29 protein-coding genes are annotated in these 20,225 nt (G+C 37.8%); 15 read left to right on the top strand and 14 right to left on the bottom strand.

The window, feature by feature from the left end:
• Nucleotides 1-34: 34 nt before the first annotated feature.
• Complete coding sequence (gene gatC / locus ACG9ZL_RS08850; RefSeq protein ID WP_336951862.1) at nt 35-349, bottom strand: Asp-tRNA(Asn)/Glu-tRNA(Gln) amidotransferase subunit GatC; 315 nt, start codon at nt 347-349, stop codon at nt 35-37.
• A gap of 134 nt (nt 350-483) precedes the next feature.
• Between gatC and ACG9ZL_RS08845 the strand changes: the two genes are divergently transcribed.
• The 6 genes from ACG9ZL_RS08845 (at nt 484) to ACG9ZL_RS08820 (ending at nt 5,263) form a co-directional block, all read left to right on the top strand.
• The gene (locus ACG9ZL_RS08845; protein ID WP_004717418.1) at nt 484-1,524 is read left to right on the top strand and encodes a rod shape-determining protein; all 1,041 of its coding nucleotides are present in this window, start codon (nt 484-486) and stop codon (nt 1,522-1,524) included.
• Between the two features lie 31 nt (nt 1,525-1,555).
• A complete protein-coding gene (gene mreC, locus ACG9ZL_RS08840; protein ID WP_004717416.1) occupies nt 1,556-2,413 on the top strand; it encodes a rod shape-determining protein MreC in 858 nt (285 codons plus the stop codon).
• Complete coding sequence (gene mreD, locus ACG9ZL_RS08835) at nt 2,400-2,897, top strand: rod shape-determining protein MreD (RefSeq protein WP_336951861.1); 498 nt, start codon at nt 2,400-2,402, stop codon at nt 2,895-2,897. Before mreC ends, mreD begins: the two co-directional genes overlap by 14 nt.
• Nucleotides 2,885-3,451 (top strand): Maf family nucleotide pyrophosphatase, encoded by a 567-nt coding sequence (locus ACG9ZL_RS08830; RefSeq protein ID WP_336951859.1) that lies wholly within the window; start codon nt 2,885-2,887, stop codon nt 3,449-3,451. Before mreD ends, ACG9ZL_RS08830 begins: the two co-directional genes overlap by 13 nt.
• Before the next feature lie 51 nt (nt 3,452-3,502).
• Nucleotides 3,503-4,957: a ribonuclease G gene (gene rng / locus ACG9ZL_RS08825; protein ID WP_336951858.1), complete on the top strand. Its 1,455-nt coding sequence runs from the start codon at nt 3,503-3,505 to the stop codon at nt 4,955-4,957.
• Nucleotides 4,958-5,089: 132 nt separating this feature from the next.
• Complete coding sequence (locus ACG9ZL_RS08820) at nt 5,090-5,263, top strand: PA1571 family protein (protein WP_004717412.1); 174 nt, start codon at nt 5,090-5,092, stop codon at nt 5,261-5,263.
• 83 nt (nt 5,264-5,346) lie between these two features.
• Here ACG9ZL_RS08820 and ACG9ZL_RS08815 read toward each other — a convergent pair whose 3' ends face one another.
• Nucleotides 5,347-6,798 carry a WS/DGAT/MGAT family O-acyltransferase gene (locus tag ACG9ZL_RS08815; protein ID WP_336951856.1) on the bottom strand — a complete coding sequence of 484 codons (1,452 nt, stop codon included), beginning with the start codon at nt 6,796-6,798 and terminating at the stop codon, nt 5,347-5,349.
• Between the two features lie 406 nt (nt 6,799-7,204).
• Entirely contained in the window at nt 7,205-7,939 is a 735-nt protein-coding gene (locus ACG9ZL_RS08810) for a phosphoadenylyl-sulfate reductase (RefSeq protein WP_336951854.1), read from the bottom strand.
• Nucleotides 7,940-8,260: 321 nt separating this feature from the next.
• Between ACG9ZL_RS08810 and thrH the strand changes: the two genes are divergently transcribed.
• Together thrH and ACG9ZL_RS08800 are read left to right on the top strand one after the other, a co-directional pair.
• Nucleotides 8,261-8,878, top strand: coding sequence for a bifunctional phosphoserine phosphatase/homoserine phosphotransferase ThrH (gene thrH, locus ACG9ZL_RS08805; protein WP_004717409.1), 618 nt, complete (start codon nt 8,261-8,263; stop codon nt 8,876-8,878).
• Nucleotides 8,879-9,064: 186 nt separating this feature from the next.
• Nucleotides 9,065-10,015, top strand: coding sequence for a tyrosine-type recombinase/integrase (locus ACG9ZL_RS08800; protein ID WP_004823334.1), 951 nt, complete (start codon nt 9,065-9,067; stop codon nt 10,013-10,015).
• Here ACG9ZL_RS08800 and ACG9ZL_RS08795 read toward each other — a convergent pair.
• The 11 genes from ACG9ZL_RS08795 to ACG9ZL_RS08745 all read right to left on the bottom strand — a co-directional run bounded on the left by ACG9ZL_RS08795 (nt 9,990) and on the right by ACG9ZL_RS08745 (nt 15,135).
• The gene (locus tag ACG9ZL_RS08795; protein WP_004823333.1) at nt 9,990-10,241 is read right to left on the bottom strand and encodes a hypothetical protein; all 252 of its coding nucleotides are present in this window, start codon (nt 10,239-10,241) and stop codon (nt 9,990-9,992) included. The two genes, ACG9ZL_RS08800 and ACG9ZL_RS08795, sit on opposite strands and share 26 nt — an antisense overlap.
• Nucleotides 10,238-10,474, bottom strand: coding sequence for a hypothetical protein (locus ACG9ZL_RS08790; RefSeq protein ID WP_004823330.1), 237 nt, complete (start codon nt 10,472-10,474; stop codon nt 10,238-10,240). Before ACG9ZL_RS08790 ends, ACG9ZL_RS08795 begins: the two co-directional genes overlap by 4 nt.
• On the bottom strand, nt 10,471-11,193 hold the full coding sequence (locus ACG9ZL_RS08785; RefSeq protein WP_004823329.1) for a phage antirepressor KilAC domain-containing protein: 723 nt from the start codon (nt 11,191-11,193) through the stop codon (nt 10,471-10,473). The genes ACG9ZL_RS08790 and ACG9ZL_RS08785 overlap by 4 nt, the downstream gene beginning before the upstream one ends.
• A complete protein-coding gene (locus ACG9ZL_RS08780) occupies nt 11,190-11,618 on the bottom strand; it encodes a hypothetical protein (protein WP_004823328.1) in 429 nt (142 codons plus the stop codon). The genes ACG9ZL_RS08785 and ACG9ZL_RS08780 overlap by 4 nt, the downstream gene beginning before the upstream one ends.
• A 10-nt stretch (nt 11,619-11,628) precedes the next feature.
• Entirely contained in the window at nt 11,629-12,177 is a 549-nt protein-coding gene (locus ACG9ZL_RS08775; protein ID WP_004823326.1) for a beta clamp domain-containing protein, read from the bottom strand.
• Entirely contained in the window at nt 12,177-12,758 is a 582-nt protein-coding gene (locus ACG9ZL_RS08770; protein ID WP_004823323.1) for a hypothetical protein, read from the bottom strand. Before ACG9ZL_RS08770 ends, ACG9ZL_RS08775 begins: the two co-directional genes overlap by 1 nt.
• The gene (locus tag ACG9ZL_RS08765) at nt 12,755-12,988 is read right to left on the bottom strand and encodes a hypothetical protein (protein WP_035371059.1); all 234 of its coding nucleotides are present in this window, start codon (nt 12,986-12,988) and stop codon (nt 12,755-12,757) included. Before ACG9ZL_RS08765 ends, ACG9ZL_RS08770 begins: the two co-directional genes overlap by 4 nt.
• Complete coding sequence (locus ACG9ZL_RS08760; RefSeq protein ID WP_244013615.1) at nt 12,981-13,322, bottom strand: hypothetical protein; 342 nt, start codon at nt 13,320-13,322, stop codon at nt 12,981-12,983. The genes ACG9ZL_RS08765 and ACG9ZL_RS08760 overlap by 8 nt, the downstream gene beginning before the upstream one ends.
• On the bottom strand, nt 13,319-13,612 hold the full coding sequence (locus ACG9ZL_RS08755; RefSeq protein ID WP_244013613.1) for a hypothetical protein: 294 nt from the start codon (nt 13,610-13,612) through the stop codon (nt 13,319-13,321). Before ACG9ZL_RS08755 ends, ACG9ZL_RS08760 begins: the two co-directional genes overlap by 4 nt.
• Nucleotides 13,605-14,084: a hypothetical protein gene (locus tag ACG9ZL_RS08750; RefSeq protein WP_244013611.1), complete on the bottom strand. Its 480-nt coding sequence runs from the start codon at nt 14,082-14,084 to the stop codon at nt 13,605-13,607. Before ACG9ZL_RS08750 ends, ACG9ZL_RS08755 begins: the two co-directional genes overlap by 8 nt.
• Nucleotides 14,085-14,352: 268 nt before the next feature.
• Nucleotides 14,353-15,135 carry an XRE family transcriptional regulator gene (locus ACG9ZL_RS08745; RefSeq protein ID WP_244013610.1) on the bottom strand — a complete coding sequence of 261 codons (783 nt, stop codon included), beginning with the start codon at nt 15,133-15,135 and terminating at the stop codon, nt 14,353-14,355.
• Between the two features lie 98 nt (nt 15,136-15,233).
• Between ACG9ZL_RS08745 and ACG9ZL_RS08740 the strand changes: the two genes are divergently transcribed.
• The 7 genes from ACG9ZL_RS08740 to ACG9ZL_RS08710 all read left to right on the top strand — a co-directional run bounded on the left by ACG9ZL_RS08740 (nt 15,234) and on the right by ACG9ZL_RS08710 (nt 19,627).
• The gene (locus ACG9ZL_RS08740) at nt 15,234-15,416 is read left to right on the top strand and encodes a helix-turn-helix domain-containing protein (RefSeq protein ID WP_244013608.1); all 183 of its coding nucleotides are present in this window, start codon (nt 15,234-15,236) and stop codon (nt 15,414-15,416) included.
• Nucleotides 15,417-15,470: 54 nt separating this feature from the next.
• Entirely contained in the window at nt 15,471-15,746 is a 276-nt protein-coding gene (locus ACG9ZL_RS08735; RefSeq protein ID WP_244013607.1) for a hypothetical protein, read from the top strand.
• Nucleotides 15,743-16,852, top strand: a complete 1,110-nt coding sequence (locus tag ACG9ZL_RS08730) for a DUF1376 domain-containing protein (protein WP_244013605.1) — start codon at nt 15,743-15,745, stop codon at nt 16,850-16,852. The genes ACG9ZL_RS08735 and ACG9ZL_RS08730 overlap by 4 nt, the downstream gene beginning before the upstream one ends.
• The gene (locus ACG9ZL_RS08725; protein WP_244013603.1) at nt 16,842-18,218 is read left to right on the top strand and encodes a replicative DNA helicase; all 1,377 of its coding nucleotides are present in this window, start codon (nt 16,842-16,844) and stop codon (nt 18,216-18,218) included. The genes ACG9ZL_RS08730 and ACG9ZL_RS08725 overlap by 11 nt, the downstream gene beginning before the upstream one ends.
• A 109-nt stretch (nt 18,219-18,327) precedes the next feature.
• Nucleotides 18,328-18,780, top strand: coding sequence for a hypothetical protein (locus ACG9ZL_RS08720; RefSeq protein ID WP_004823310.1), 453 nt, complete (start codon nt 18,328-18,330; stop codon nt 18,778-18,780).
• A 332-nt stretch (nt 18,781-19,112) separates the two neighbouring features.
• Nucleotides 19,113-19,289 carry a hypothetical protein gene (locus tag ACG9ZL_RS08715; protein ID WP_004823309.1) on the top strand — a complete coding sequence of 59 codons (177 nt, stop codon included), beginning with the start codon at nt 19,113-19,115 and terminating at the stop codon, nt 19,287-19,289.
• 104 nt (nt 19,290-19,393) lie between these two features.
• On the top strand, nt 19,394-19,627 hold the full coding sequence (locus ACG9ZL_RS08710) for a hypothetical protein (protein WP_004823308.1): 234 nt from the start codon (nt 19,394-19,396) through the stop codon (nt 19,625-19,627).
• Nucleotides 19,628-20,225: the final 598 nt, after the last annotated feature.

Raw genomic sequence — 20,225 nt, 5'->3', positions numbered from 1 at the left:
TTAATTTTTTAAAATAAGTTCATTTGATCAAATATTATTCAATCACTCTCGGAACAAGGTACAAACCATCCTGAGTTGCAGGAGCAATGGCTTGATATTCTTCACGATGATTCACTTCAGTCACAACATCTGGACGAAGTGGTTGCGGATTATCAAATGGACTCTTAAGTGGCTCAACACCATCGGTATTGATCGCTTTTAAGGTCTCCATCATTCCTAAGATTTTATTTAAACTTTGAGCATATTCAGCAGATTGCGTATCATTCAGCGACAATCGAGCAAGATTGGCGATTTGCGATACAGTTTGTGCATTTAATTCTGCAGAATGCTGAACATCTGAACTTGACATGATGTCTCACCTAATCAGTTTTAAAAAAATTCAAAATATCGTGCGTTATAATAAGCGATTGACTTGTTCAAATCATCACATTTAGTTAAAGTTGCCATCTTGCGTCCATATAAAGTTTAAACTGAGAACGACCCGTGATTCTAAAACGACTAATTGGCTTGTTTTCGCCAGATCTAGCCATTGATTTAGGTACTGCAAATACACTTATTTATGCACCAGGAAGGGGCATTATATTAAACGAACCGACAGTTGTGGCAATTCGTCACAGTGGTTCGCAGAAAATTGTTGCAGCTGTAGGTTTAGATGCTAAGCAAATGCTTGGTCGTACCCCAGCCAATATTTCTGCAATCCGTCCGATGAAAGATGGTGTTATTGCAGATTTCGAAGTTACTGAAACCATGTTAAATCAATTTATTGGTAAAGTGCATGAAAAACGTTTATTTCCACCTGCACCTCGTGTAGTGGTATGTGTACCATGTAAATCAACATTGGTAGAACGCCGTGCGATTCGTGAAGCTGTGTTTAACGCAGGTGCACGTGATGTACGTTTGATTGAAGAGCCTATGGCTGCTGCGATTGGGGCGGGTATGCCTGTTGAGCAAGCGTGTGGTTCTATGGTCGTAGATGTGGGTGGTGGTACAACTGAAATTGCCATCATTTCCTTACAAGGTTGTGTGTACGCAGATTCTTTACGTATTGGTGGTGATGTTTTTGATGAACAAATTATTAACTATGTACGTAAAGCACATGGTTGTGTAATTGGTGAAACAACGGCTGAAACTATCAAAAAAGAAGTGGGTATGGCTGTTGCTGACGGCACAACTTTAGAAATTGAAGTTCGTGGTCGTAACCTTGCTGAAGGTGTACCGCGTGCGATTACGGTTACCTCAGATGAGATTACCCAAGCGATTTCTGATCCATTACAAAGTATTGTTTCTGCTGTGAAATCGGCACTTGAGCAAACTCCACCTGAGTTATCTTCAGATATCGCTGAGCGTGGTATTGTGCTGACAGGTGGTGGTGCATTACTGCGTAACCTAGATAAGTTGCTTGCTCAAGAAACAGGTCTACCTGTTGTTGTAGCAGAAGATCCTTTAACTTGTGTAACACGTGGTGGCGGTAAAGTCTTAGAATTCTTTGACAATCCAAACCATGATATGCTTTTTGTAGGCTAAACTATACTCGATTAAGTTTAAGGATGAGGCGGTGCAACCGAATCTCTTTTCAAGACAACCGCCATCTTTTCGCTCGTTCATCATTGCGGTCATCACTTGTTTGGTAGTGCTGTTTTTTAACTGGCGCATGCCACAAGTGATTCAACCGGCAAGAGATGTCTTGTATGCGGCATATAATCCAATTTATGCCTTAGCAAGTTATCCTGTATTGTCGAAAGAATGGCTAAATCAACAAACTAAATCTGAGGCTCAGTTACGTCGTGAAAATACTGCGATGCAAGCTGAATTGCTTCAGGCTCAAGTACGTCTGCAAAAACTCTCTGAACTTTCTGCTGAAAATACCCGTTTACGTGGTTTGCTTGATACGCCATTGATTATCGATGGGCGTATGGAAATTGCAGAAGTGATTGGAACCGATGCTGACCCATTGCGCCATATCATTATCATCAACCGCGGTGAAGCTAATCATTTAAAAGTCGGGCAAACAGTTTTAGATGATAAAGGAATCATGGGGCAAATCATCAACGTCTATCCCCATAGTAGTCGCGTTATGTTACTTTCCGATAAAGAACATTCTTTATCTGTACGTTTAGAAAGCTCAGGTATGCGCGCCATCGTGACGGGTACTGGTGATTTAGGACATTTGAAAATGGAATATGTTCCAACAAGTGCCAATATCAAAGTGGGTGATAAGGTCTATAGTTCAGGCTTAGGTCAACATTTTCCAGCCGGTTATTTGGTCGGTTCAGTATCTAAAGTTATGCGTCACAACACGGGTGAGTTTGCGCAAATTGATGTGGTTCCAGCTGCACAATTAGCAGGCGGTCATCATGTTGTGGTACTTTTCTCAGATTCTTTAGCGATGGAGCAGCCAAATGTTGATCGCTAAAAGATTACCTTCTGAAAAGCAACGTAAAGATCCATTATGGATCATTGTTGTATCCATTATTATTGGTTCAATTTTAGTGGTGTATCCGATGTCCTATGCGATAGCAGGATGGCGACCACTATATATGTTTTTGATCATGCTGTTTTGGGTGTTGTGTCAACCTACATGGTGTGGAATTTGGTTTGCATTTACCATGGGTCTATTTACCGATCTATTATTAGATGCACCTTTGGGGATGAATGCGTTGAGCTATGTGCTGATTGCATTTTTAACTCGTTATTTTATTCGAGAAAGACGTGTGCTGACATTTAGTAATCTTTGGATTATTAGTATGTTTGCAATCCTAGCACATTTGGTATTTACCTTTATGGCACAAGTGATGGCAGGTACGCATTTTTCGATTACCCGTCATTGGCAGACATTGGTTTCGAGTATTTTTTGCTGGCCAGTTCTTTATTATTTATTAAGAAGATGGCGCATTTAATTCTGGCCTCAGGCTCGCCAAGGCGTAAAGAGCTGCTTTTACAAGTGGGCTTGGATTTTAGCATCCACAGCCCAGATATTGATGAATCTGTCTTAGAGCATGAACAGATTGAGCAGTATGTACAACGTTTGGCTGAAAGCAAAGCCAAAGTGGTATTGAAATTGTACCCGCAAAGCACTGTCATTGCAGCAGATACAAGCTTGGTTTTTGCCAATCAAATTATTGGTAAGCCAACATCTAAGCAGCATGCTTTTGAAATATGGACATTATTGTCAGGTCAAAAACATGAAGTATTGACAGGTGTTTGCGTTGCAAATGCACATCAATTATTGAGTGTCGTGGTTCGCACGCAAGTTGAGTTCCAACAATTCAGTCTGAATGATATGGAAGAATATTGGGCTACAGGTGAACCTTTGGGGAAAGCTGGCGCATATGCAATTCAAGGCATTGCGGCAAAGTATGTGATAGGTATAAATGGTAGTTATAGCAATGTGGTTGGGCTACCGTTACATGAAACGATACAGTTACTTGATCGTATAGATCAGCGCAGTTGAGGCACTAAATTAACTGCTGAAAAGAATTTTTATAATGTTTTGAGTTTAGTTATGTCTGACGAGTTATTGATTAACGTCACACCTATGGAATGTCGTGTGGCGCTAATTCAAAATGGTACGGTTAACGAACTGTTTGTTGAGCGGACTGTTAAACGCGGGTTAGTCGGGAATATTTATAAAGGAAAAGTTGTCCGTGTACTTCCAGGGATGCAAGCAGCCTTTGTGGATATTGGCTTATCACGTACTGCATTCTTACATATCAATGATATGATTTGGTCGCGTAATCAACCTACGCCGAATGTCTTTGAGTTATTACAACCCGGTCAAATTCTGACAGTTCAAGTGATGAAAGATATGTTGGGTACTAAAGGTGCACGACTGAGTACAGATCTTTCTATCCCATCTCGTTATCTTGTTTTGATGCCATATGGCAGCCATATTGGGGTATCACAGCGGATTGAGTCTGAAGAAGAGCGTGACCGTTTACGTTCAATGATTGAAAGGATTCAAAGTGAGCATAAGTTGCCTGGTTCGGTCATTGTACGTACAGCTGCTGAAGGCATTGAAGAGGCTTCAATTGCTCAAGATATGGCGTATTTAGCCAAGCTTTGGGAATTTATTCAGAAAAAACAAAAAATTATTGCAGTTCCTTCGTTGATTTTTGAAGAGCTTCCTTTACCACAACGTGTTATTCGCGACTTAGCCAATGATGATACGGCAACGATTTATGTCGATTCAAGAGAAATACATGCCAAGTTGCAAGAGTTCGTTTGTGAATTTGTACCGAGTATGGAAAGCCGTTTGCAGCATTATCCTGGTGAACGTCCACTTTTTGATTTGTACAATGTCGAAGAAGATATTCAAAAAGCATTACAAACCCGAGTTGCATTGAAGTCGGGTGGTTATCTGATGATTGATCAGACTGAGGCGATGACTACAATTGATGTCAATACAGGTTCCTATGTCGGTGGTCGTACACTAGAAGACACTGTGTTTAAAACCAATATGGAAGCAACTCAAGTGATTGCACGCCAATTACGTTTACGTAATTTGGGTGGCATTATTATTATCGACTTCATTGATATGCAGGAAGCTGTACATCGTGAAGAGGTCATGAATCAATTTGATAAAATGCTTGAACGTGACCATGCAAAAACTAAAATTACTCAAGTTTCCGAACTTGGCTTAGTTGAAATGACACGTAAACGTACACGTGAATCTTTGGAGCATTTGTTGTGTGAATCATGCCCAACATGTCAAGGGCGCGGATTTGTGAAAACAGCTGAGACAGTATGTTACGAAATTTTTCGAGAAATCTTAAGATATACCCGTGCTTATGAGTCTAAGAGTGGCTTTACTGTTATAGGTCATCCATCTGTAATTGATCGCCTGCTCACTGCGGAAGCCCCAGCAGTCGCGGATTTAGAGCATTTTATTAATCGTGTGATTAAATTCCAAGTAGAAAATTTATACACGCAAGAGCAATACGATATCATTTTAAGTTGAAATTGTAACAGGATATCGTTAAACAGTTGTTACATCTGAAATTTTACTTTTAGGACTGATTTCACAATACTAGATTACAAAGGTAGCCAAAGACTTTCTCCCTTCCACAGTCTTAGCAAGTGAGGTCAAAAAATGAGTGTAAGTGAACAATTAATCAGTCGTAGTATAAAACATGTATTGGAAAGCCAACCTAAAAATACATGTGTCATGTTAGATGACAATGGTCAAGAAGTGAAAATTACCAAAGACATGGTTGTAAATGTCTGTCATCAACTGTTAAACAAGTGTCGTAATGTTAAAGATTAAGGGGCATTAATTAGCCCCTTAATTTTGAATCAATTTATGTTTTATATTTAAATTAACCCTAAAATAAAATCAATTATAAAATCTTATACTGACTTTCGTTCGGCAATAGATTCTTTCAGTTTGGCTTGAGTATCTGCTTTTGTTTGAGCATTTGGCTTTTTATCGGCAAGTTCAACTGCATTTTTCTCAGCAATAATGTGCTCAAATTTTTGGATTTCATTTTCTAAATGAGTCAGAAGATTTTGCAATTTAGGCAGAGATTTACGGCAACCGGTTAAACCCACTTCTAATTTGTCTAAATAACTAGTCATGGTGATATTCAGTGCTTGACCATCCAAAACAATTGAAACAGGGTATAGGGCATCTAATTTAGCGCCATTCCAATACAAAGGTTCACGTGGTCCAGGTACATTGGAAATAATCACATTAAATGCCTGACGCTTTGGCATAAGTCCTGATGCAATATTGATGCCTGCTGCACCAAAAACGAAAGCACTATAGTTTAAGATTTGATCGGAACTCATACGTTTAAAACGATTTTTTGCATTTTGTACACTGCGCTTAATGATGTCTAAACGTTCTAACGGACTCTCTTTATGGGTTCCTAAATTTGCCAAAATCATGGTGATACGATTACTCATATCTGAGTCATCATCACGTAATGAGGCAGGAACCATTGCAATCAGTGGCTTTTTCGGTAAAGCCTCTTGTGTGATTAAATAATCACGTAACGCGCCCGCACAGACAGCCAGTACTACATCATTAATCGTGACGCCAAGAGCTTTGGAAATATCTCTGAAACGGTCAAGTTCAAAGGACTGGGCAGCGAAACGACGTGATGAACTTACGCGTTGGTTAAATAAACTACTGGGTGCTTGAAAGCTTGAAACATAATCGGGGTTTTTCCCCATTTCTTTAAATACAGTTTGGAATAGCTCTTGGGTGACCTTGGGGGCTGCTTCAACTTGTCCTTTTAGTGCAGAGAATATTTTTTTAGCTTTATCCAGTTTGGTTTCCTTTAAACGTTTTGCACGTTTACCTTCGACACACCAAGGAGGAATAATGGTTTTGGAATCAGCATCTTTTGAAAATGATTTTTCTAAAAGACGCATACCTGCTACACCATCAATCATGGCATGGTGGATTTTAAAGTACATGGCAAAACGATTGCCTTCAATGCCTTCAATAATATGACAAGTCCAAAGTGGCTTTGCTCGGTCAATCAGTGAACTGTGTTCTTGTGAAATATAAATCAATAATTCACGGATACGTCCTGGATGAGGTAATGCGATATGACGGAAATGATGATCAATATCAAATTCTTCATCTTCATCCCAAAACATACCACTTAAGCGATTGTTAAAAGGTGGGACCGGGATAGATTTTGAGTTACGAATATCCGCAACGAGATCTTGAATGAATGTAGAAGGCGCATGTTCGGGTATTTCAAATAAGAATAACCCACCAACATGCATGGGTTGTTGACGTTTTTCTAAATTTAAAAAAATAAAATCAATGGGGTGTAATGGGCGCATAGTCTTGGATTGCCTCACTGCAATTTCTACCACAACTCATTTATGAGTTGGTGAATTGTTAGAATTATAGAACCGTGTAACTTGGGTCTGTTGATCATTCATCCATGGTTACAACGATGACATGTTGGAAAACAATTTGTACATCGCTGCGTCTTGTGGTGCCGACAAAGCAGTGCTTTGTAGATACTCAGTGTATAGCTAAAATTATCTCAGTCTGTGTGATGAAACTTGAAAATAGTATTGCTATTTTTACATGTCGTTACCTACTCAACTCTAGCCCACAACGCAAGCTATAGGGGAAATATCAACAAATCTTAGTATAAAACTTTTCTAAGCGTAAAATCCAAGCATTTCGATGAACGATAAGTTAATAAGAAGCCATGAGTTTTCATGACTTTTTCTACTATTACTTTTTTAAGTTACCTGCATGTAAGCCACATTCTTTATGCGTTGCTTCTTCCCACCACCAACGGCCTTCGCGTTCATGTTGATTTGGCAATACTGGACGGGTACATGGTTCACAGCCAATTGAGATAAAACCCTTTTCATGTAATGGATTATAAGGAATCTCCATCATACGAATATAGTTCCATACATCCGCACTGGACCAATTTGCCAATGGATTATATTTAATTAGTTGTTTCCCTTCACCAGAAAAACCACTATCCACTTGAATAACTGGTATTTCTGTACGTGTGCCTGGACTTTGATCTTTGCGTTGTCCTGTGATCCAGCCATCTAAAGTGGCTAATTTTTTACGTAAGGGCTGAACTTTACGAATACCACAGCATTCTTTATGATCATCTTGATAGAAACTAAATAAGCCTTTTTCATTAACCAATTGTTGAACGGCATCAGCTTCAGGAAAGCAAATTTCAATTTTAATCCCATAGTGCTTACGAACTGTTTCAAGAAATTGATAGGTTTCAGGATGTAAACGGCCTGTATCTAAACTAAAAACACGAAATGGTTTGCCTAAATTATGTGCCATATCGATAAGAACAACGTCTTCTGCGCCAGAAAATGAAATTGCAATTTCACCTTCCTGAGAAAGCGCAAGTTCTAAAATTTCAGAAGGTGATTTGTCGGCATACTCAGTCGCAAGTGCGTCCACAAGATCTATGGTTGGAATGGCGGTCATATCTGCTCCTGGCAGTTAGCTTGAAGCTACATTTTTCGTAAACATATTCAAAAGATATTTGAATTTAAGCATTTTGGCAAAAATTAGCTCAATTCAACTTCTGTGAATTGCTGCTTTTGACAATCAAGATATTTTAAAGTAAATGAAATATGCCACTTAGCAGATTAATTAAAATGCTTATGAATAAAACAGATTTGTAAACATTTACAAGCCTTATGCATAACCAAATGAAATAGATTTGCTGTAAAAACTTTCAGCATTCTTTTTAAACTTTAGTGCTATGATAAGCCCAAAATTTTTAACTGACATTTGGGAGAACCCATGGAAATCGTATGTCTTGATCTTGAGGGTGTATTGGTACCAGAAATCTGGATCAATTTTGCTAAAAAAACAGGAATCAAAGAATTAGAAGCAACAACTCGTGATATCCCTGACTACGATGTGTTGATGACTCAACGCTTAAATATTCTTAAACAGCATGGTCTAGGCTTAAATGACATTCAAGCTGTGATTGCAGACATGGGGCCATTTCCGGGTGCAAAAGAGTTTGTAGAATGGTTACGTACCCATTTTCAGTTGATTATTCTTTCAGATACATTTTATGAGTTTGCACATCCGTTGATGCAACAGTTAGGTTGGCCAACAATTTTCTGTCATAAATTAGAAACTGATGAAAATGGTATGATCACTGCGTATAAATTGCGTCAACCTGATCAAAAGCGTGAAGCTGTAAAAGCATTACATGGTCTAAATTACCGTGTCATCGCAGCAGGCGATTCGTATAACGATACAACAATGTTGGGTGAAGCTGATCATGGTTTCTTATTTGATGCGCCTGAAAATGTGATTCGTGAATTTCCACAGTTCCCACCAATTCATGGCTATGACGCCCTTAAAGAAGCAATTCGCAAAGCATCTATCCGTGATATTCCTGCTTAATCTAAGATTTAAATCCAAAGGCGCTCAATGCGCCTTTTGTTTTTAATGGTATTTAATTTAAAATTATAAAATAAATAAAAATCATATCTTTACTGAATTGATTTAAATTTCATTGTACTAATTATTCGATATTATTTAAAATCAAATGCAACAAACGTGCAACATTGCAACTGGATTGAATTTAAAATGGCAACATATCAAAAAAGGAAGAAAGGGGTTACGGCTACCGTAAGAATCAAACCTCATCCGTCACAATCCCAAACGTTTACCACTATGCGTGATGCTAAAGCATGGGCCCAAGCATTAGAGATCCAGTTACGCAATGAAAGAAAAAATGATTACTGCCACATAACCTTAAGAGATGCGCTTGAGCAATATAGAGATAATGTTTCTATTAATAAAAAAGGTGCTGATCGAGAGCGAAACCGAATAAATCAATTTCTTAGAATCATGAAGGTAGATATCCCTATTGATAGTGTGGATAAGGAGTATTTAGTTTTATATCGGGAATCCAGACTTGAAGAGGTTGCTTCTGCAACAGTACGCCGCGAAATGCAGATATTATCAGCAATGTTTACGTGGTGTATCGATACAAAATTGTGGCTAAAAAAATCCCCTATGTTTGAGGTTAAATTACCTGCAGCTTCAGCACATCGTGAAAAAGTAATCTCAGAATATGAAGTAGAAACATTACTCCCATACCTAGATGACGAGTTACGAACAATCTTTCTGATTGCACTTGAAACAGGCATGCGACAAGCGGAGATATGTGGGCTTGAATGGGAACGCATATTTATTGATAAACAATACTTGTATTTAAAAACCACTAAGAACGGGCGCCCACGAGAGGTCCCATTAAGCAATACTGCGATTGAGTTGATTACTGGTATTGGCGTAAAGAAGTCCGGGAAGGTGTTTAATTATTCCCCTGGGATGGCGAGCTACAATTTTATGTGTGCAAGGATTAAAGCAAACTTGCTTGATATCGTTTTTCATGACACCAGACATACAGCAGCAACCCGAATTGCTCTAAAGTTGCCACTGCTTGATTTATGTAAGATGTTTGGATGGGTAGACCCTAAAAGGGCAATGATCTATTACAACCCAACAGCTACTCAGATCGCATCGCGTCTTTAACTGCTTTTAGTGAGTATTTACCATTAATACTCACTAGATTTTTTTCTTTGGCCAAGTTCTTAAACGTGTACCAAGACAAACCAGAAATACGATCGCAAATTTGTTTAATATTTAAAAACTCATCTTCCTGTTCTGCAAATGCCTCTCGGATTGCTTTTCGACAAACACGATCAAGTAATGATTCAAGTTCGTTTTCAGGGATACTGATCATTTTAGTTTCACTCATTCCACACCTTCCAACACTTTAACCGTATTCAGTTCATCCAGCACTACATTTGTTAATTGCCGCAATGTAATTTTGTTGCCTATCTGCTGATCACCCTCAGTGCAGACAGAGCATTCAACATCTGAAATATCTATGTCTTGAGACTCAATTAATGCAATAAGGCTACAAATTACACTAGTCGCCAATTCAGCTACGCCTTGAGCATGGTCCAATTGTTCCTTTAATGTATTCATTCCACACCATCCTCACTAAAAAAATTATTTACCAATTCAGCGATTTTTGTTAATCCATAAGCAGTTATGCGCATATGTAAATGAACTTGTTCTTCACCTGTATACTTGTTAGTAACAACGGGTGAAGGTCGATTTATAAAAATACCTTCAGCACGTTTGGTGGCATATGGCTGTAAACGACCACTTTCCTCGCGATAGATCCATTTCTTTTTAAGTAGTAAATCGACTAACTTGCGTTCACCTATACCAATTGTTTTGGCACATTCACGAATGTTGTATGTACCCTCGGTATTAGCGATGGTATCGAGCGCTTTTGCCTTAGGTTCAAGAATTTCAACTTTTTCGTGTAGAACTTGGTTCTCTTGCTCGGCATGCAAAGCAATCTGCAATATTTCTAATCGAGTTAATTCTCTTGGTTTTTGGTTTTCCAATTCATACCAGCGTTTGACTAAAGCTGCAGTAAACTCAGGACAGAGTTGAGCGACTACAGTGATTGAGTCTAGCTTGCCTTGTTCTCCCTCAAAAATATAAACACCGACTTGAATTGAAAATCCTAAGTTATTGATTTTTTCGACATTCGTCATTGGCGTATGTCGGATTACGCCTTTTTCCATCAATCTTTCAATTGATATTTTTACATTGCGGTGCTCAGTTTTAACCAATTCTGCAATATCTAAACTTGAGACTGAAACAGTATTTAAATTCACTAATGCGTTCATGCTTTGATCTCCTTGTTACTTCCAAGGTTGCTTTGCTTTGTGGTGTCTAAATAGATGTGCTCAAAACTGAGCGCATCTATTTCAAACTCGGCAAATACAATTTCATTTGCCGATTTAATCCCATCCTCAATTTGAGGTTGGATACTTACACCTTTTTCAGTCCAGAAAATTAATGATAGAGTATTTTTACCAATTTGAACTGAACCGATATTATCGGTGTAGATATGAGCAAATTTGCTCATATCTAAATTCAGCTCAGCAAACATCACTTCGCAATCACGTTTACCTTGCTCACCTGTGAACTCAAATACATTTGTAAGTTTATTTGAGCTAAGTGATTGTTTATTTTTAACTTTCACCATTGGGGGGAGTTGAATAACTCCTTTCTTAGCTCGGATAATGTCACCGATTTTGAATTTAGACATAGATTCACCCTTAAACCCTGAGAGGTATTAAAATGCCGTGCACATCATTTGTGATTTCTACATATGCGCTATGGTTTTCAGTTGTTGGGTAGAAAGATGGGAAAGCCTGTTTATAAACTTTCGCTACTTTCTGAAAAATACTCAAATATTCAAGATTGAACTTAGGGTAAAACTTAAATTGGATCTCTGTAGGTTTAGGAATATCAACACGCTTAATATCTGGATATTTACCCTCAATAAGCCTAAACATTTCAAAATTTCCGCCGTGGTTTAAGCACCAAAATTCATCATCAATCTGATGCAAAAGAGTGGTTTTGATTTTGCTTTTATTGCCAACTTTACGAATTAACGAATCAATTGCATCACCTGGTATGATTACGTCCATACCAACTGTATCGGGTTCAATACAGATCAAAGCCATGTGCCCATTAGTAGCAGCCACAAAACCATCACCCACATAAACACCAGTAAGATAAAAACGCACATCATGTTTAGACTTGCACAGTACAGTAGCTTTAAGATTGTCGTACTGAAGCTCAATTGTTTTCTTAAATTTCATTACGCTTCACCCCGTCCATTAATCGGCATGATCAAACCCTTGGCACCTGAATAATCATTGCCATAAAAATAAACATGGGCAGGGGTGTCTATACCTGTTGGTTTTAGATATGTGTCATCTGGATTGGTTGCACCCAATAGCTTGTTGATCTTCTGAAAATCAACCATATGGCGCCATTGAAAATGAGGTGATGCGCCCTTGTATTGCATTCCATCATCTTGAGGAATCATTGCTTGCCATTCAGCAGGGAATATCGATTCAACAGGGGTAAATATCTCTGGATCAATATCATTTACATTCAAAGCCAAACCATCGGTATGATGCACAACTTCAACAAAACAATTTGAGTGTGTTTTATCTAGTTTTTTCTCAAGGTTTTTAATTGCCTTGAGTGGAATAGTTAAAGGCTTTTTAAGTTTTGGTAATTCATCATATTTGCAGTAAAAAACACGTTCTGCATCTGTAGCCACAACATGGCCATCAATTAAAGTGACACCATTTAAGTATTTACGATGATCATTTTTAGCTGAACAAATTGAAGCTGATTGCAATAAGATCCATGGCAAAATTAATCTTTTCATTCTGGTGCTCCTAGATGTTCTAAAAATTCTGCGTAAAGTTGTTGTGCTGGTTTATTGAATTTCCAGTTAGGAGCGATTTTCACGTTCCTAGGGAATCTTTTATTTATAACGTGGCATTGAAACTCGAAAGTTCCACATGGGCGAATAACGCCTTTATAGCCAATCTTGTGTAGCCACAAAACAAAAGCCAGTTGTTTAGTTTTGATTGGTAGGTTAGAAAGGTCAGTCATTGGAATCACCATTCTTTTCAAGTGTAGCAACACGCTCTAAATGCTTTTTAATCCAAGCATTCCAGTATTTATTTTCATTTTTTGCTTCTACTGCTATGCTTGCATATATTCCACCTTCAACTCGCATAAAAGTTTTATCTGGAAATTGTTTTTGCAATTCCTCTTTGAATAGAAATGCTTCTTCTGCGGTGTAAAAAGGAGCATTCCATTTACCCATTGGATACAAGTCACCCTCAAAGGCAACAGCAAAATAATGAAAGTACTGCTTACTTTTTAGAACACTTGCAAGCCAATCTTGTGAGTGTTTAGGCAGGTTGTAGGTTGTCTTACTCATTCCGATGCTCCTTTGTTCAAAGCATCAATCTCTATTCCAATTTCTTCCACTTCCTGATCGTAGTAATCACAACGGTTTTTCATTGTGAATTCATTAATATCAAGGAAAGTTTCAAGGTTATTGAACGTGTAAGGATGTACACCTTTTTCCACACAATCAGCTTTAATTACTTTGATTTTGTGCTTAATATCCTCAAGGATATTAACAACCCACTGTAAGTCTTTATGAGCAACAACATTTGCAAATTGCAAATCGTCAATTGTGACGGTTTTTAAAGGAGACTTAGACATTTGCATTCCCCTCTACATTTGCTTTAAGGAGGTCTGGAATACTTTCTACAAGCTTAATAAGATCTTCACTAATAAGATAAATTCCACGTGCGAAAGCAGCTGCAAATCTGTCCACCATTGTTGTTGCTTCCAGAGCATTCAAAGCAAAAGATAGATCATGGACAATGGTCATTATCGACTCAATATCTTCATTATTAAGCTCAGATTCACTCAACTCAGCAACAAACAGATCAACTTTGAAAAGTAGCAAGGACGCAATATTAATAAGGCTTAATCGGGTTGGTTTGCGTACACCATCAGGAAGATGAGTGCAATCAGGATCAAATAGGCTTTCAATTTCTTTAAGTGTTGCTGAAAACGAAAGAGCTTTTAAAGGAATCTCTTGCTCATCGTAAGTTTCATCAAATTTCTTTGCGAGTAAAGCAAGTGAGTTTGAATCACGAACTTGACTAATATTGGTTTTTTGGTTCATAATAAATCACCAGTTATAACAATGCATCTCTGGAATTTTGGTAGGTAACAGAGAAAAGCATTAAGTTTTAAAATTAGCTCCACAGTGTGGGGCTTTTTGTGTTTCTGTGAAATAAAGGTAATCTAACTTACTTTTCTTGTCAATAATAAAAGTAATTAAAATTACTTTTTTAGTTTAAAGCTTACTTGATGTGATTAAACAAACAAAAGAAAACCCTGCATATAGCAGGGTTAAATAGATTCAACTTAGTTAAAAGGTTTTCATTATATTATCGTCTAATTTTTCGAACTTCTTGCTTCCACCATAATTGACCCACAATACGAACATTCTCTGATTCTATTAGGGCAGGTGAGTAATACTCATCAGGAAAGCGAACTTTGTCAAAGTTTCTAGAAACAGCCCTAAAACCACCTTGACCCTCTTCACCCCAATTAAAAAGAATCTTAATTTTGAGTTCGCTTCCTCTAGTAAAAGCGTAAATTTCACCGTCATAAATTTTTGTAGCTGACATATCAATTGATACTTTTTGATCTGGATAGAGATCAGGCATCATGCTTTCACCGTCTACGTTGATGATCTTGCAGTGTGGTGCATTAGCGCCAGCATGTAAGAGTTCAGCATCACCAATGAATAGTTTATATGGGCTGCTTTCTTCAAGGTTTATGTAGCCATTCCCGGCACTAGCTTTGACCTCAGGAAAGTAGTCTATTGCAGTGTACCCTTCAGGAACTGGATCTCCATAGTTGTAAAACCTAATACCATTGTCATTTTCAATATCTTCAACTACAGCTTTAGGCTCACCAAATTTCTTTTTAATTTCATCAAAGCTTAATGGCTTGAAAGAATTCGATTCTTTACCTGTTAGTAACCAGTCAGTACTAGTATCTAAAAGTTTTGCTAAAGCAGTCAAACTCTCATGTTTAGGTATGTTTTCGTCCTTTTCCCAGTAAATCACAGATGTCTTAGATACACCTAATGCATCAGCGATATTCAGTTGAGTAAGTTTTTTATTCTTTCTTAGTTCTTTGAGACGAGTTCCAAGCGTTTCCATATCGATTCAACCATTAGTTTGTAAGTTATCTTACCAATTGACGAGGTAAGTTTTATGTAGTTTAATATGGTAAGTAAAGTTACTCAAGGGTAATATAAGTGACCAAAACAGAAGCGCTGTCTCTTGTGAAAATGTCTGTGACTGAATTAGCAGATAAATTAGGGATTACACACAATGCTATTAGCGGATGGGATGAAGAAAGAATTCCTTTGGCTCGAGAATATCAAATTCTTGATTTAGCAAAGGGAAACGAACCAATTAAGAGAAAATCCAAAAATTAAAAACCTCCTTCGGCTCGAAAAGAAGGAGGTTGTTTGTATCACAGGAACGACTCTATGAATAGATCGATATTAGCACAAGATTTAGAAAGTTCAAATGATGACCAATGGTGGATTGATCATGAGGCTTATTCAGATGCACTTGAGGAATACAAAAAGGTTGAGACTGAATTAGAGGATGCATTAGGCGTTATTCGAATCTGTAAGCCTGAAGAATCAAAATCAATTGCAGATACTTGCGAAGAGTTGCGTATCAACATGTACAAATTTGGATTAATCCATCGCTTTGAGTCGGCTTATAGAAAAATGTTCGAGGCTAAAGGTAAATTATGATGAGTGAAACTGAAAATAACTCACAACTTCCAAAACCTCTAGTTCTTGAAAATGTAGACCTTAGAGATTTTGAGTATATGCCATTAGATGTGGTTCGCTTTCGAGATAGTGATTTTACAGCACTCGTTGAAGCTGAAGCATTTCGCGCAGGATTTTTGTTGATGTGTGCTTCATGGCATCAATTGCCAGCTGGAAGTATCCCTAACGATGATCGAGTGTTATCTAACCTAGCTGGATTTGGCCGTGTAGTTAAGGAATGGGAAAAATTCAAGGAAGAGGCTTTGCATGGCTGGATACTGTGTGACGATAATCGCTATTACCATCCTGTGGTTTCTGAAAAGGCTTTAGAGAGCTGGAAATCAAAACGAGAGTACAGTTATAAAAAGTTTGCTGATCGTATTCGCAAGGCAAATAAACAAATTCCTGAGCATGAACAAATCATCATTCCATCACTTGATGTTTGGATATTTGCTGGAATGCCTAGTGATTGGAGTAATGATTCCACACGAAAAATATCGGAAAACCAAGTTGCTTCCAATAACTTTCCAAAAGAACAGGTTAGCGATTCCGAAATCATTCCAAAAGAATCACAGAATGATTCCGCTGGAATTCCGTTGGAAAATGCTCTTAAGGGAACAGAACATAATATAAGGGAACATAATATAAATAATAAAAACATATGTCCACCTAGCGGTGAACCTGAGCCAGCCAAAAATCAAAACTTTAAAAACGAGATTCAAGAAATTTTTGAGTTTTGGAAAGCGACATTTGGTAAATCCAATCAAACCGTGTTGGATGACAAACGCAAAAGCAAGATTCTCTCAAGGCTGAAGCAGGGTTATTCAGTTGAGCAAATCAAGCAAGGGATTATTGGGTGTTCTAAATCCGATTATCACGTTGAACGTAAACACACAGATATTGAATTAATTTGCCGTGAAGCAAGTAAGTTAGATCGGTTCATTGAAATGGTACCCCCTGTGGAGCAGCAAACCCAACAGCCTCATTATGATGACCTCCAAAACAAACCACCTGAACAACAAGTTCAATTCACGATGGTTGAGACAGATTACTTAGCGATGGGAATGGAGATGCTTAATGGAAAATAATCTTTACTCATTGCAAATCGAACAAGCCGTTTTGTCGTCTCTCATGGGTTCACATGGGAATGTTGACGAGTTTGTTGATGATCTCTCTGAAAACAATTTTTATGCGCCAAAACATAAAATCATATTTTCTGAAATCAAAGCATTACACGCTCAAGGGAAACAGTTTGATGTGATTATGGTGTGGGACCAAATTAGGTTAGACCTTCAAAAATCAAAGATGGTCACTGAGCAATATATTCAAGAAGTTATAGCAATTGTTTGCTTACCATCACAACTTGAAGGGCACATTGTTAGGTTAAGAGAATTAACTGTATGGCGTAAAATTCATGAAGCTGGTGAAAGAATTCAGCTAGTAACTCGCAATATTGAGCAAAGTCCAGATCAAGCGCTTTCATTAGCTCAAAATATCCTCAATGAGATTGATTCGGATGATGAGGGTGATACCTTGCAGGATGCTTCATACTTTTCAAAAATTGCATTGCAAGAGTGTGTAGCTCGCCATGAAGCTTGGCATAACAATAAGCCGATTGTTAAGGGTGTCACTACAGGTTTTCGTGATTTGGATGACATGTTGGGGGAGCTTGAAAACGGTGATCTGATTTGTATTGGTGCTCGTGCATCAATGGGTAAAACAACACTTCTTCAAAACATTGCCCAAGACATTGCATTACGTCAGAAGAAGCCTGCTTTGTTTATTTCAGCGGAAATGAAAGGCGCACCAATTTCTCAACGGTTGATTAGTTCAATTGCAAAAGTAAATTTCAAGGTAGTTAAAACTGGTGTTACGACCGATGGTGAAGTTTTTAGTCGAATGGCTAATGCTCAAGTAATTATTGATAGCATTTCACTTAAAATCGATGAGAAACCAGGTGCATCACTTTCTGATATTCGAAGATCTGCAAGACGTGTAAAAGCGCAATATGGTGAAGTTGGAGCTATCTTGGTTGATTACCTTCAAAAACTCGAGTCACCGATTAAAGCGCCCAACCGTAAAGATTTAGAAATAGCTGCAATTTCTGATGGATTAAAAAAAATCGCCATTGAGTTTAATTGCCCTGTGATTTCACTCGTGCAGATCGGCCGTGGTGTCGAAAAGAATGGAGATAAACGCCCTAAAAACTCTGATATACGTGATTCAGGTGCAATCGAGCAAGATGCGGATGTAATCATGATGATTTATCGAGATGATTACTACAACAAGGATAGTAAAGAGAAAGGGATTGCAGAAATCATTATTACAAAATGTCGTAATGGTGAAGTTGGAACAGTCAGGTTGGCAACGGATTTAGCTCATTGTCGATTTGTCACACTCGATATAAATCACCACTTATTGAAAGCTGAAGATGAGGAAAGGTTGCCGTTTTGAAAATTAACATGACAAATAATGACCAAAATTTAAATGCTGAAGCTGAACATTTAAAACGTGGTGTAAGTACAGCTCGTTGCGATTTCCAACAAATTCCAGTGGTGAGTAAATGAATTCTAAGATTGAAATTATGGACTGGCCTAAGCTTACCCTTGAAGATTGGTTTAAGCAGTATGGCGCATGGATCTCGATTAACCGTATGCGTGGAGGGCATGAACCTGATCAATTAGAAATCAATCAAATATACTGGTTAGCACGTGAAAAAGAAGCAAAAATAAGACCTAACTCAAAACAGGTAATTATTGAGATCAGTGATTTTGAAGCGCTGCAGGTTGAGAAAATGATCTATGAGTTAAAGCACTCAAAGACAATATGCAAGTTTGCAAGGCCAGCAATTAACTTGTTCATTGAAAAATGGGTATGTGGTTTAAGCCTTGATCAGATGGCAGAAAGATTTAAATTGAGTCGCAGTTCAATCAACAGCATGCTTTATGCAGGTGAATTTTATTTGGCAGGGCATGACAAGAGACTTAAATTAAATAAAAAGTTTGCGTTTAAATGAAAAGTATGAAATATTGGTTATAGTTGAAAACTATGCGTAAATAGCTAGTTGGATTCTAAACCCACTTAGACCACCTCTTAAGTGGGTATTTTTTTACTAAGCTTATTTTCTAGTAACTCATAGTACTAATAACTTATTCTTGGAGGGATTTGAATGAGCATCAATTGGTTTTTCATGATTGCTTTTGTCCTTCTGTTGATCATTATTGTATTATTTTTTACGCGTAATAATTGATTTCCATACCCATCTATTCCAATACGTGGGTATTTTTTTGTCTGGACATTTTTAGAAACCGTTTAGTGCTACACTCCCACCGATAAATAGGAAAACACATGAATATTTGCATCGGTGGCGAACAGAACGGTCAGGTTGTAGAGAAAAGCCCGAATGATTACTTTCAGCAGTCAATCGTAATTGGTGAAAAGACATATAAGTTTTGGTTTTCAGATAAATTAAGTTTTCATGATGCGTTTGTCGAGGCTGAAAAGCTGGCAAGGCAGATCAAATAAGGGATTATCCCTTATTTGGAAAGATTGAATAGGCTCATCGAAAGGTGGGCTTTTTTGTCTCTATGTGATAAAAATCTCCAGATGAAAAAAATTGGAGAATAGCTTTGAAAAAAATATTGTGTGTTGGCGGTAGTGAGATGGGTAAGTGGGTTGAGAATATTGGAAAATTTGAAGTAGACCCACATGATAATCCATTAAGATCTGAAGTTTATGAATTGATGGAACTTATGAACCCTAAATCAAATAAGGTAGAAGTATTTTATGTATACAAAGGCTTATTTGAGCATAGACGTGAAGTAGCTTTGTTGCATGCTTTAAATAATCAACAAGAAATCTAATCTTAATATTTTTTATAAAGGCGCTTAGGCGTCTTTTTTTACGTCTAAATTTTATAAAGGTGCTTGTGACATGCACAAGTAATCTATTGAGGGTCTGCTCATGAAAGATCGTTAGCTTTAGAAGCAACTTGGATTTGTGACGCTGTACAATTTGTTCAGCTATAAGCGCAAACGGTGGGATGCAGAAACCAGCCGTATAAATCGGTTTGAATCCAATGTGATTTCGTCACACATTGAGTTAGCCTCAGAGCCTTAAAGCGTCGGTGACTCCCCGACCAATGGAATTGAAAGACACAGAGCGGATCAATAGCTAACTTTGAGATGTTTGTTGTGTTGAGTAGCGGTAGATCAGTTGCCGAGCTGATCAGTATCGTAAACTAAGGCAAGGATGTGGCAGATCACCACGTCCTTTTTAATTCCAAGGAGAACAACATGCTCCGAATCAAACAAATCTTCTGTCGTCACGTTTGGGAATATTCAGATTTCTTCACGGTGAGAGAATGTCGGAAGTGTGGGAAGGTGCGGTCAGTATAACAATAAATATAAATTAAACTAAAATTTGATTTAAAGTTATGAAATATATTGATTTAATTTAATT

It is taken from the genome of Acinetobacter legionensis (genome assembly GCF_048551735.1).
GTDB lineage: Bacteria > Pseudomonadota > Gammaproteobacteria > Pseudomonadales > Moraxellaceae > Acinetobacter.
Note: the sequence above shows the minus strand (reverse complement) of the source record. Positions and strands in the feature narration are given on the sequence as shown.

Excerpts from the sequence above, each read along its gene's own strand:
- gatC (WP_336951862.1), bottom strand. The coding sequence starts at position 349 with ATGTCAAGTTCAGATGTTCAGCATTCTGCAGAATTAAATGCACAAACT.
- mreD (WP_336951861.1), top strand. The coding sequence starts at position 2,400 with ATGTTGATCGCTAAAAGATTACCTTCTGAAAAGCAACGTAAAGATCCA.
- ACG9ZL_RS08830 (WP_336951859.1), top strand. The coding sequence starts at position 2,885 with ATGGCGCATTTAATTCTGGCCTCAGGCTCGCCAAGGCGTAAAGAGCTG.
- rng (WP_336951858.1), top strand. The coding sequence starts at position 3,503 with ATGTCTGACGAGTTATTGATTAACGTCACACCTATGGAATGTCGTGTG.
- ACG9ZL_RS08820 (WP_004717412.1), top strand. The coding sequence starts at position 5,090 with ATGAGTGTAAGTGAACAATTAATCAGTCGTAGTATAAAACATGTATTG.
- ACG9ZL_RS08815 (WP_336951856.1), bottom strand. The coding sequence starts at position 6,798 with ATGCGCCCATTACACCCCATTGATTTTATTTTTTTAAATTTAGAAAAA.
- ACG9ZL_RS08810 (WP_336951854.1), bottom strand. The coding sequence starts at position 7,939 with ATGACCGCCATTCCAACCATAGATCTTGTGGACGCACTTGCGACTGAG.
- thrH (WP_004717409.1), top strand. The coding sequence starts at position 8,261 with ATGGAAATCGTATGTCTTGATCTTGAGGGTGTATTGGTACCAGAAATC.
- ACG9ZL_RS08800 (WP_004823334.1), top strand. The coding sequence starts at position 9,065 with ATGGCAACATATCAAAAAAGGAAGAAAGGGGTTACGGCTACCGTAAGA.
- ACG9ZL_RS08795 (WP_004823333.1), bottom strand. The coding sequence starts at position 10,241 with ATGAGTGAAACTAAAATGATCAGTATCCCTGAAAACGAACTTGAATCA.
- ACG9ZL_RS08790 (WP_004823330.1), bottom strand. The coding sequence starts at position 10,474 with ATGAATACATTAAAGGAACAATTGGACCATGCTCAAGGCGTAGCTGAA.
- ACG9ZL_RS08785 (WP_004823329.1), bottom strand. The coding sequence starts at position 11,193 with ATGAACGCATTAGTGAATTTAAATACTGTTTCAGTCTCAAGTTTAGAT.
- ACG9ZL_RS08780 (WP_004823328.1), bottom strand. The coding sequence starts at position 11,618 with ATGTCTAAATTCAAAATCGGTGACATTATCCGAGCTAAGAAAGGAGTT.
- ACG9ZL_RS08775 (WP_004823326.1), bottom strand. The coding sequence starts at position 12,177 with ATGAAATTTAAGAAAACAATTGAGCTTCAGTACGACAATCTTAAAGCT.
- ACG9ZL_RS08770 (WP_004823323.1), bottom strand. The coding sequence starts at position 12,758 with ATGAAAAGATTAATTTTGCCATGGATCTTATTGCAATCAGCTTCAATT.
- ACG9ZL_RS08765 (WP_035371059.1), bottom strand. The coding sequence starts at position 12,988 with ATGACTGACCTTTCTAACCTACCAATCAAAACTAAACAACTGGCTTTT.
- ACG9ZL_RS08760 (WP_244013615.1), bottom strand. The coding sequence starts at position 13,322 with ATGAGTAAGACAACCTACAACCTGCCTAAACACTCACAAGATTGGCTT.
- ACG9ZL_RS08755 (WP_244013613.1), bottom strand. The coding sequence starts at position 13,612 with ATGTCTAAGTCTCCTTTAAAAACCGTCACAATTGACGATTTGCAATTT.
- ACG9ZL_RS08750 (WP_244013611.1), bottom strand. The coding sequence starts at position 14,084 with ATGAACCAAAAAACCAATATTAGTCAAGTTCGTGATTCAAACTCACTT.
- ACG9ZL_RS08745 (WP_244013610.1), bottom strand. The coding sequence starts at position 15,135 with ATGGAAACGCTTGGAACTCGTCTCAAAGAACTAAGAAAGAATAAAAAA.
- ACG9ZL_RS08735 (WP_244013607.1), top strand. The coding sequence starts at position 15,471 with ATGAATAGATCGATATTAGCACAAGATTTAGAAAGTTCAAATGATGAC.
- ACG9ZL_RS08730 (WP_244013605.1), top strand. The coding sequence starts at position 15,743 with ATGATGAGTGAAACTGAAAATAACTCACAACTTCCAAAACCTCTAGTT.
- ACG9ZL_RS08725 (WP_244013603.1), top strand. The coding sequence starts at position 16,842 with ATGGAAAATAATCTTTACTCATTGCAAATCGAACAAGCCGTTTTGTCG.
- ACG9ZL_RS08720 (WP_004823310.1), top strand. The coding sequence starts at position 18,328 with ATGAATTCTAAGATTGAAATTATGGACTGGCCTAAGCTTACCCTTGAA.
- ACG9ZL_RS08715 (WP_004823309.1), top strand. The coding sequence starts at position 19,113 with ATGAATATTTGCATCGGTGGCGAACAGAACGGTCAGGTTGTAGAGAAA.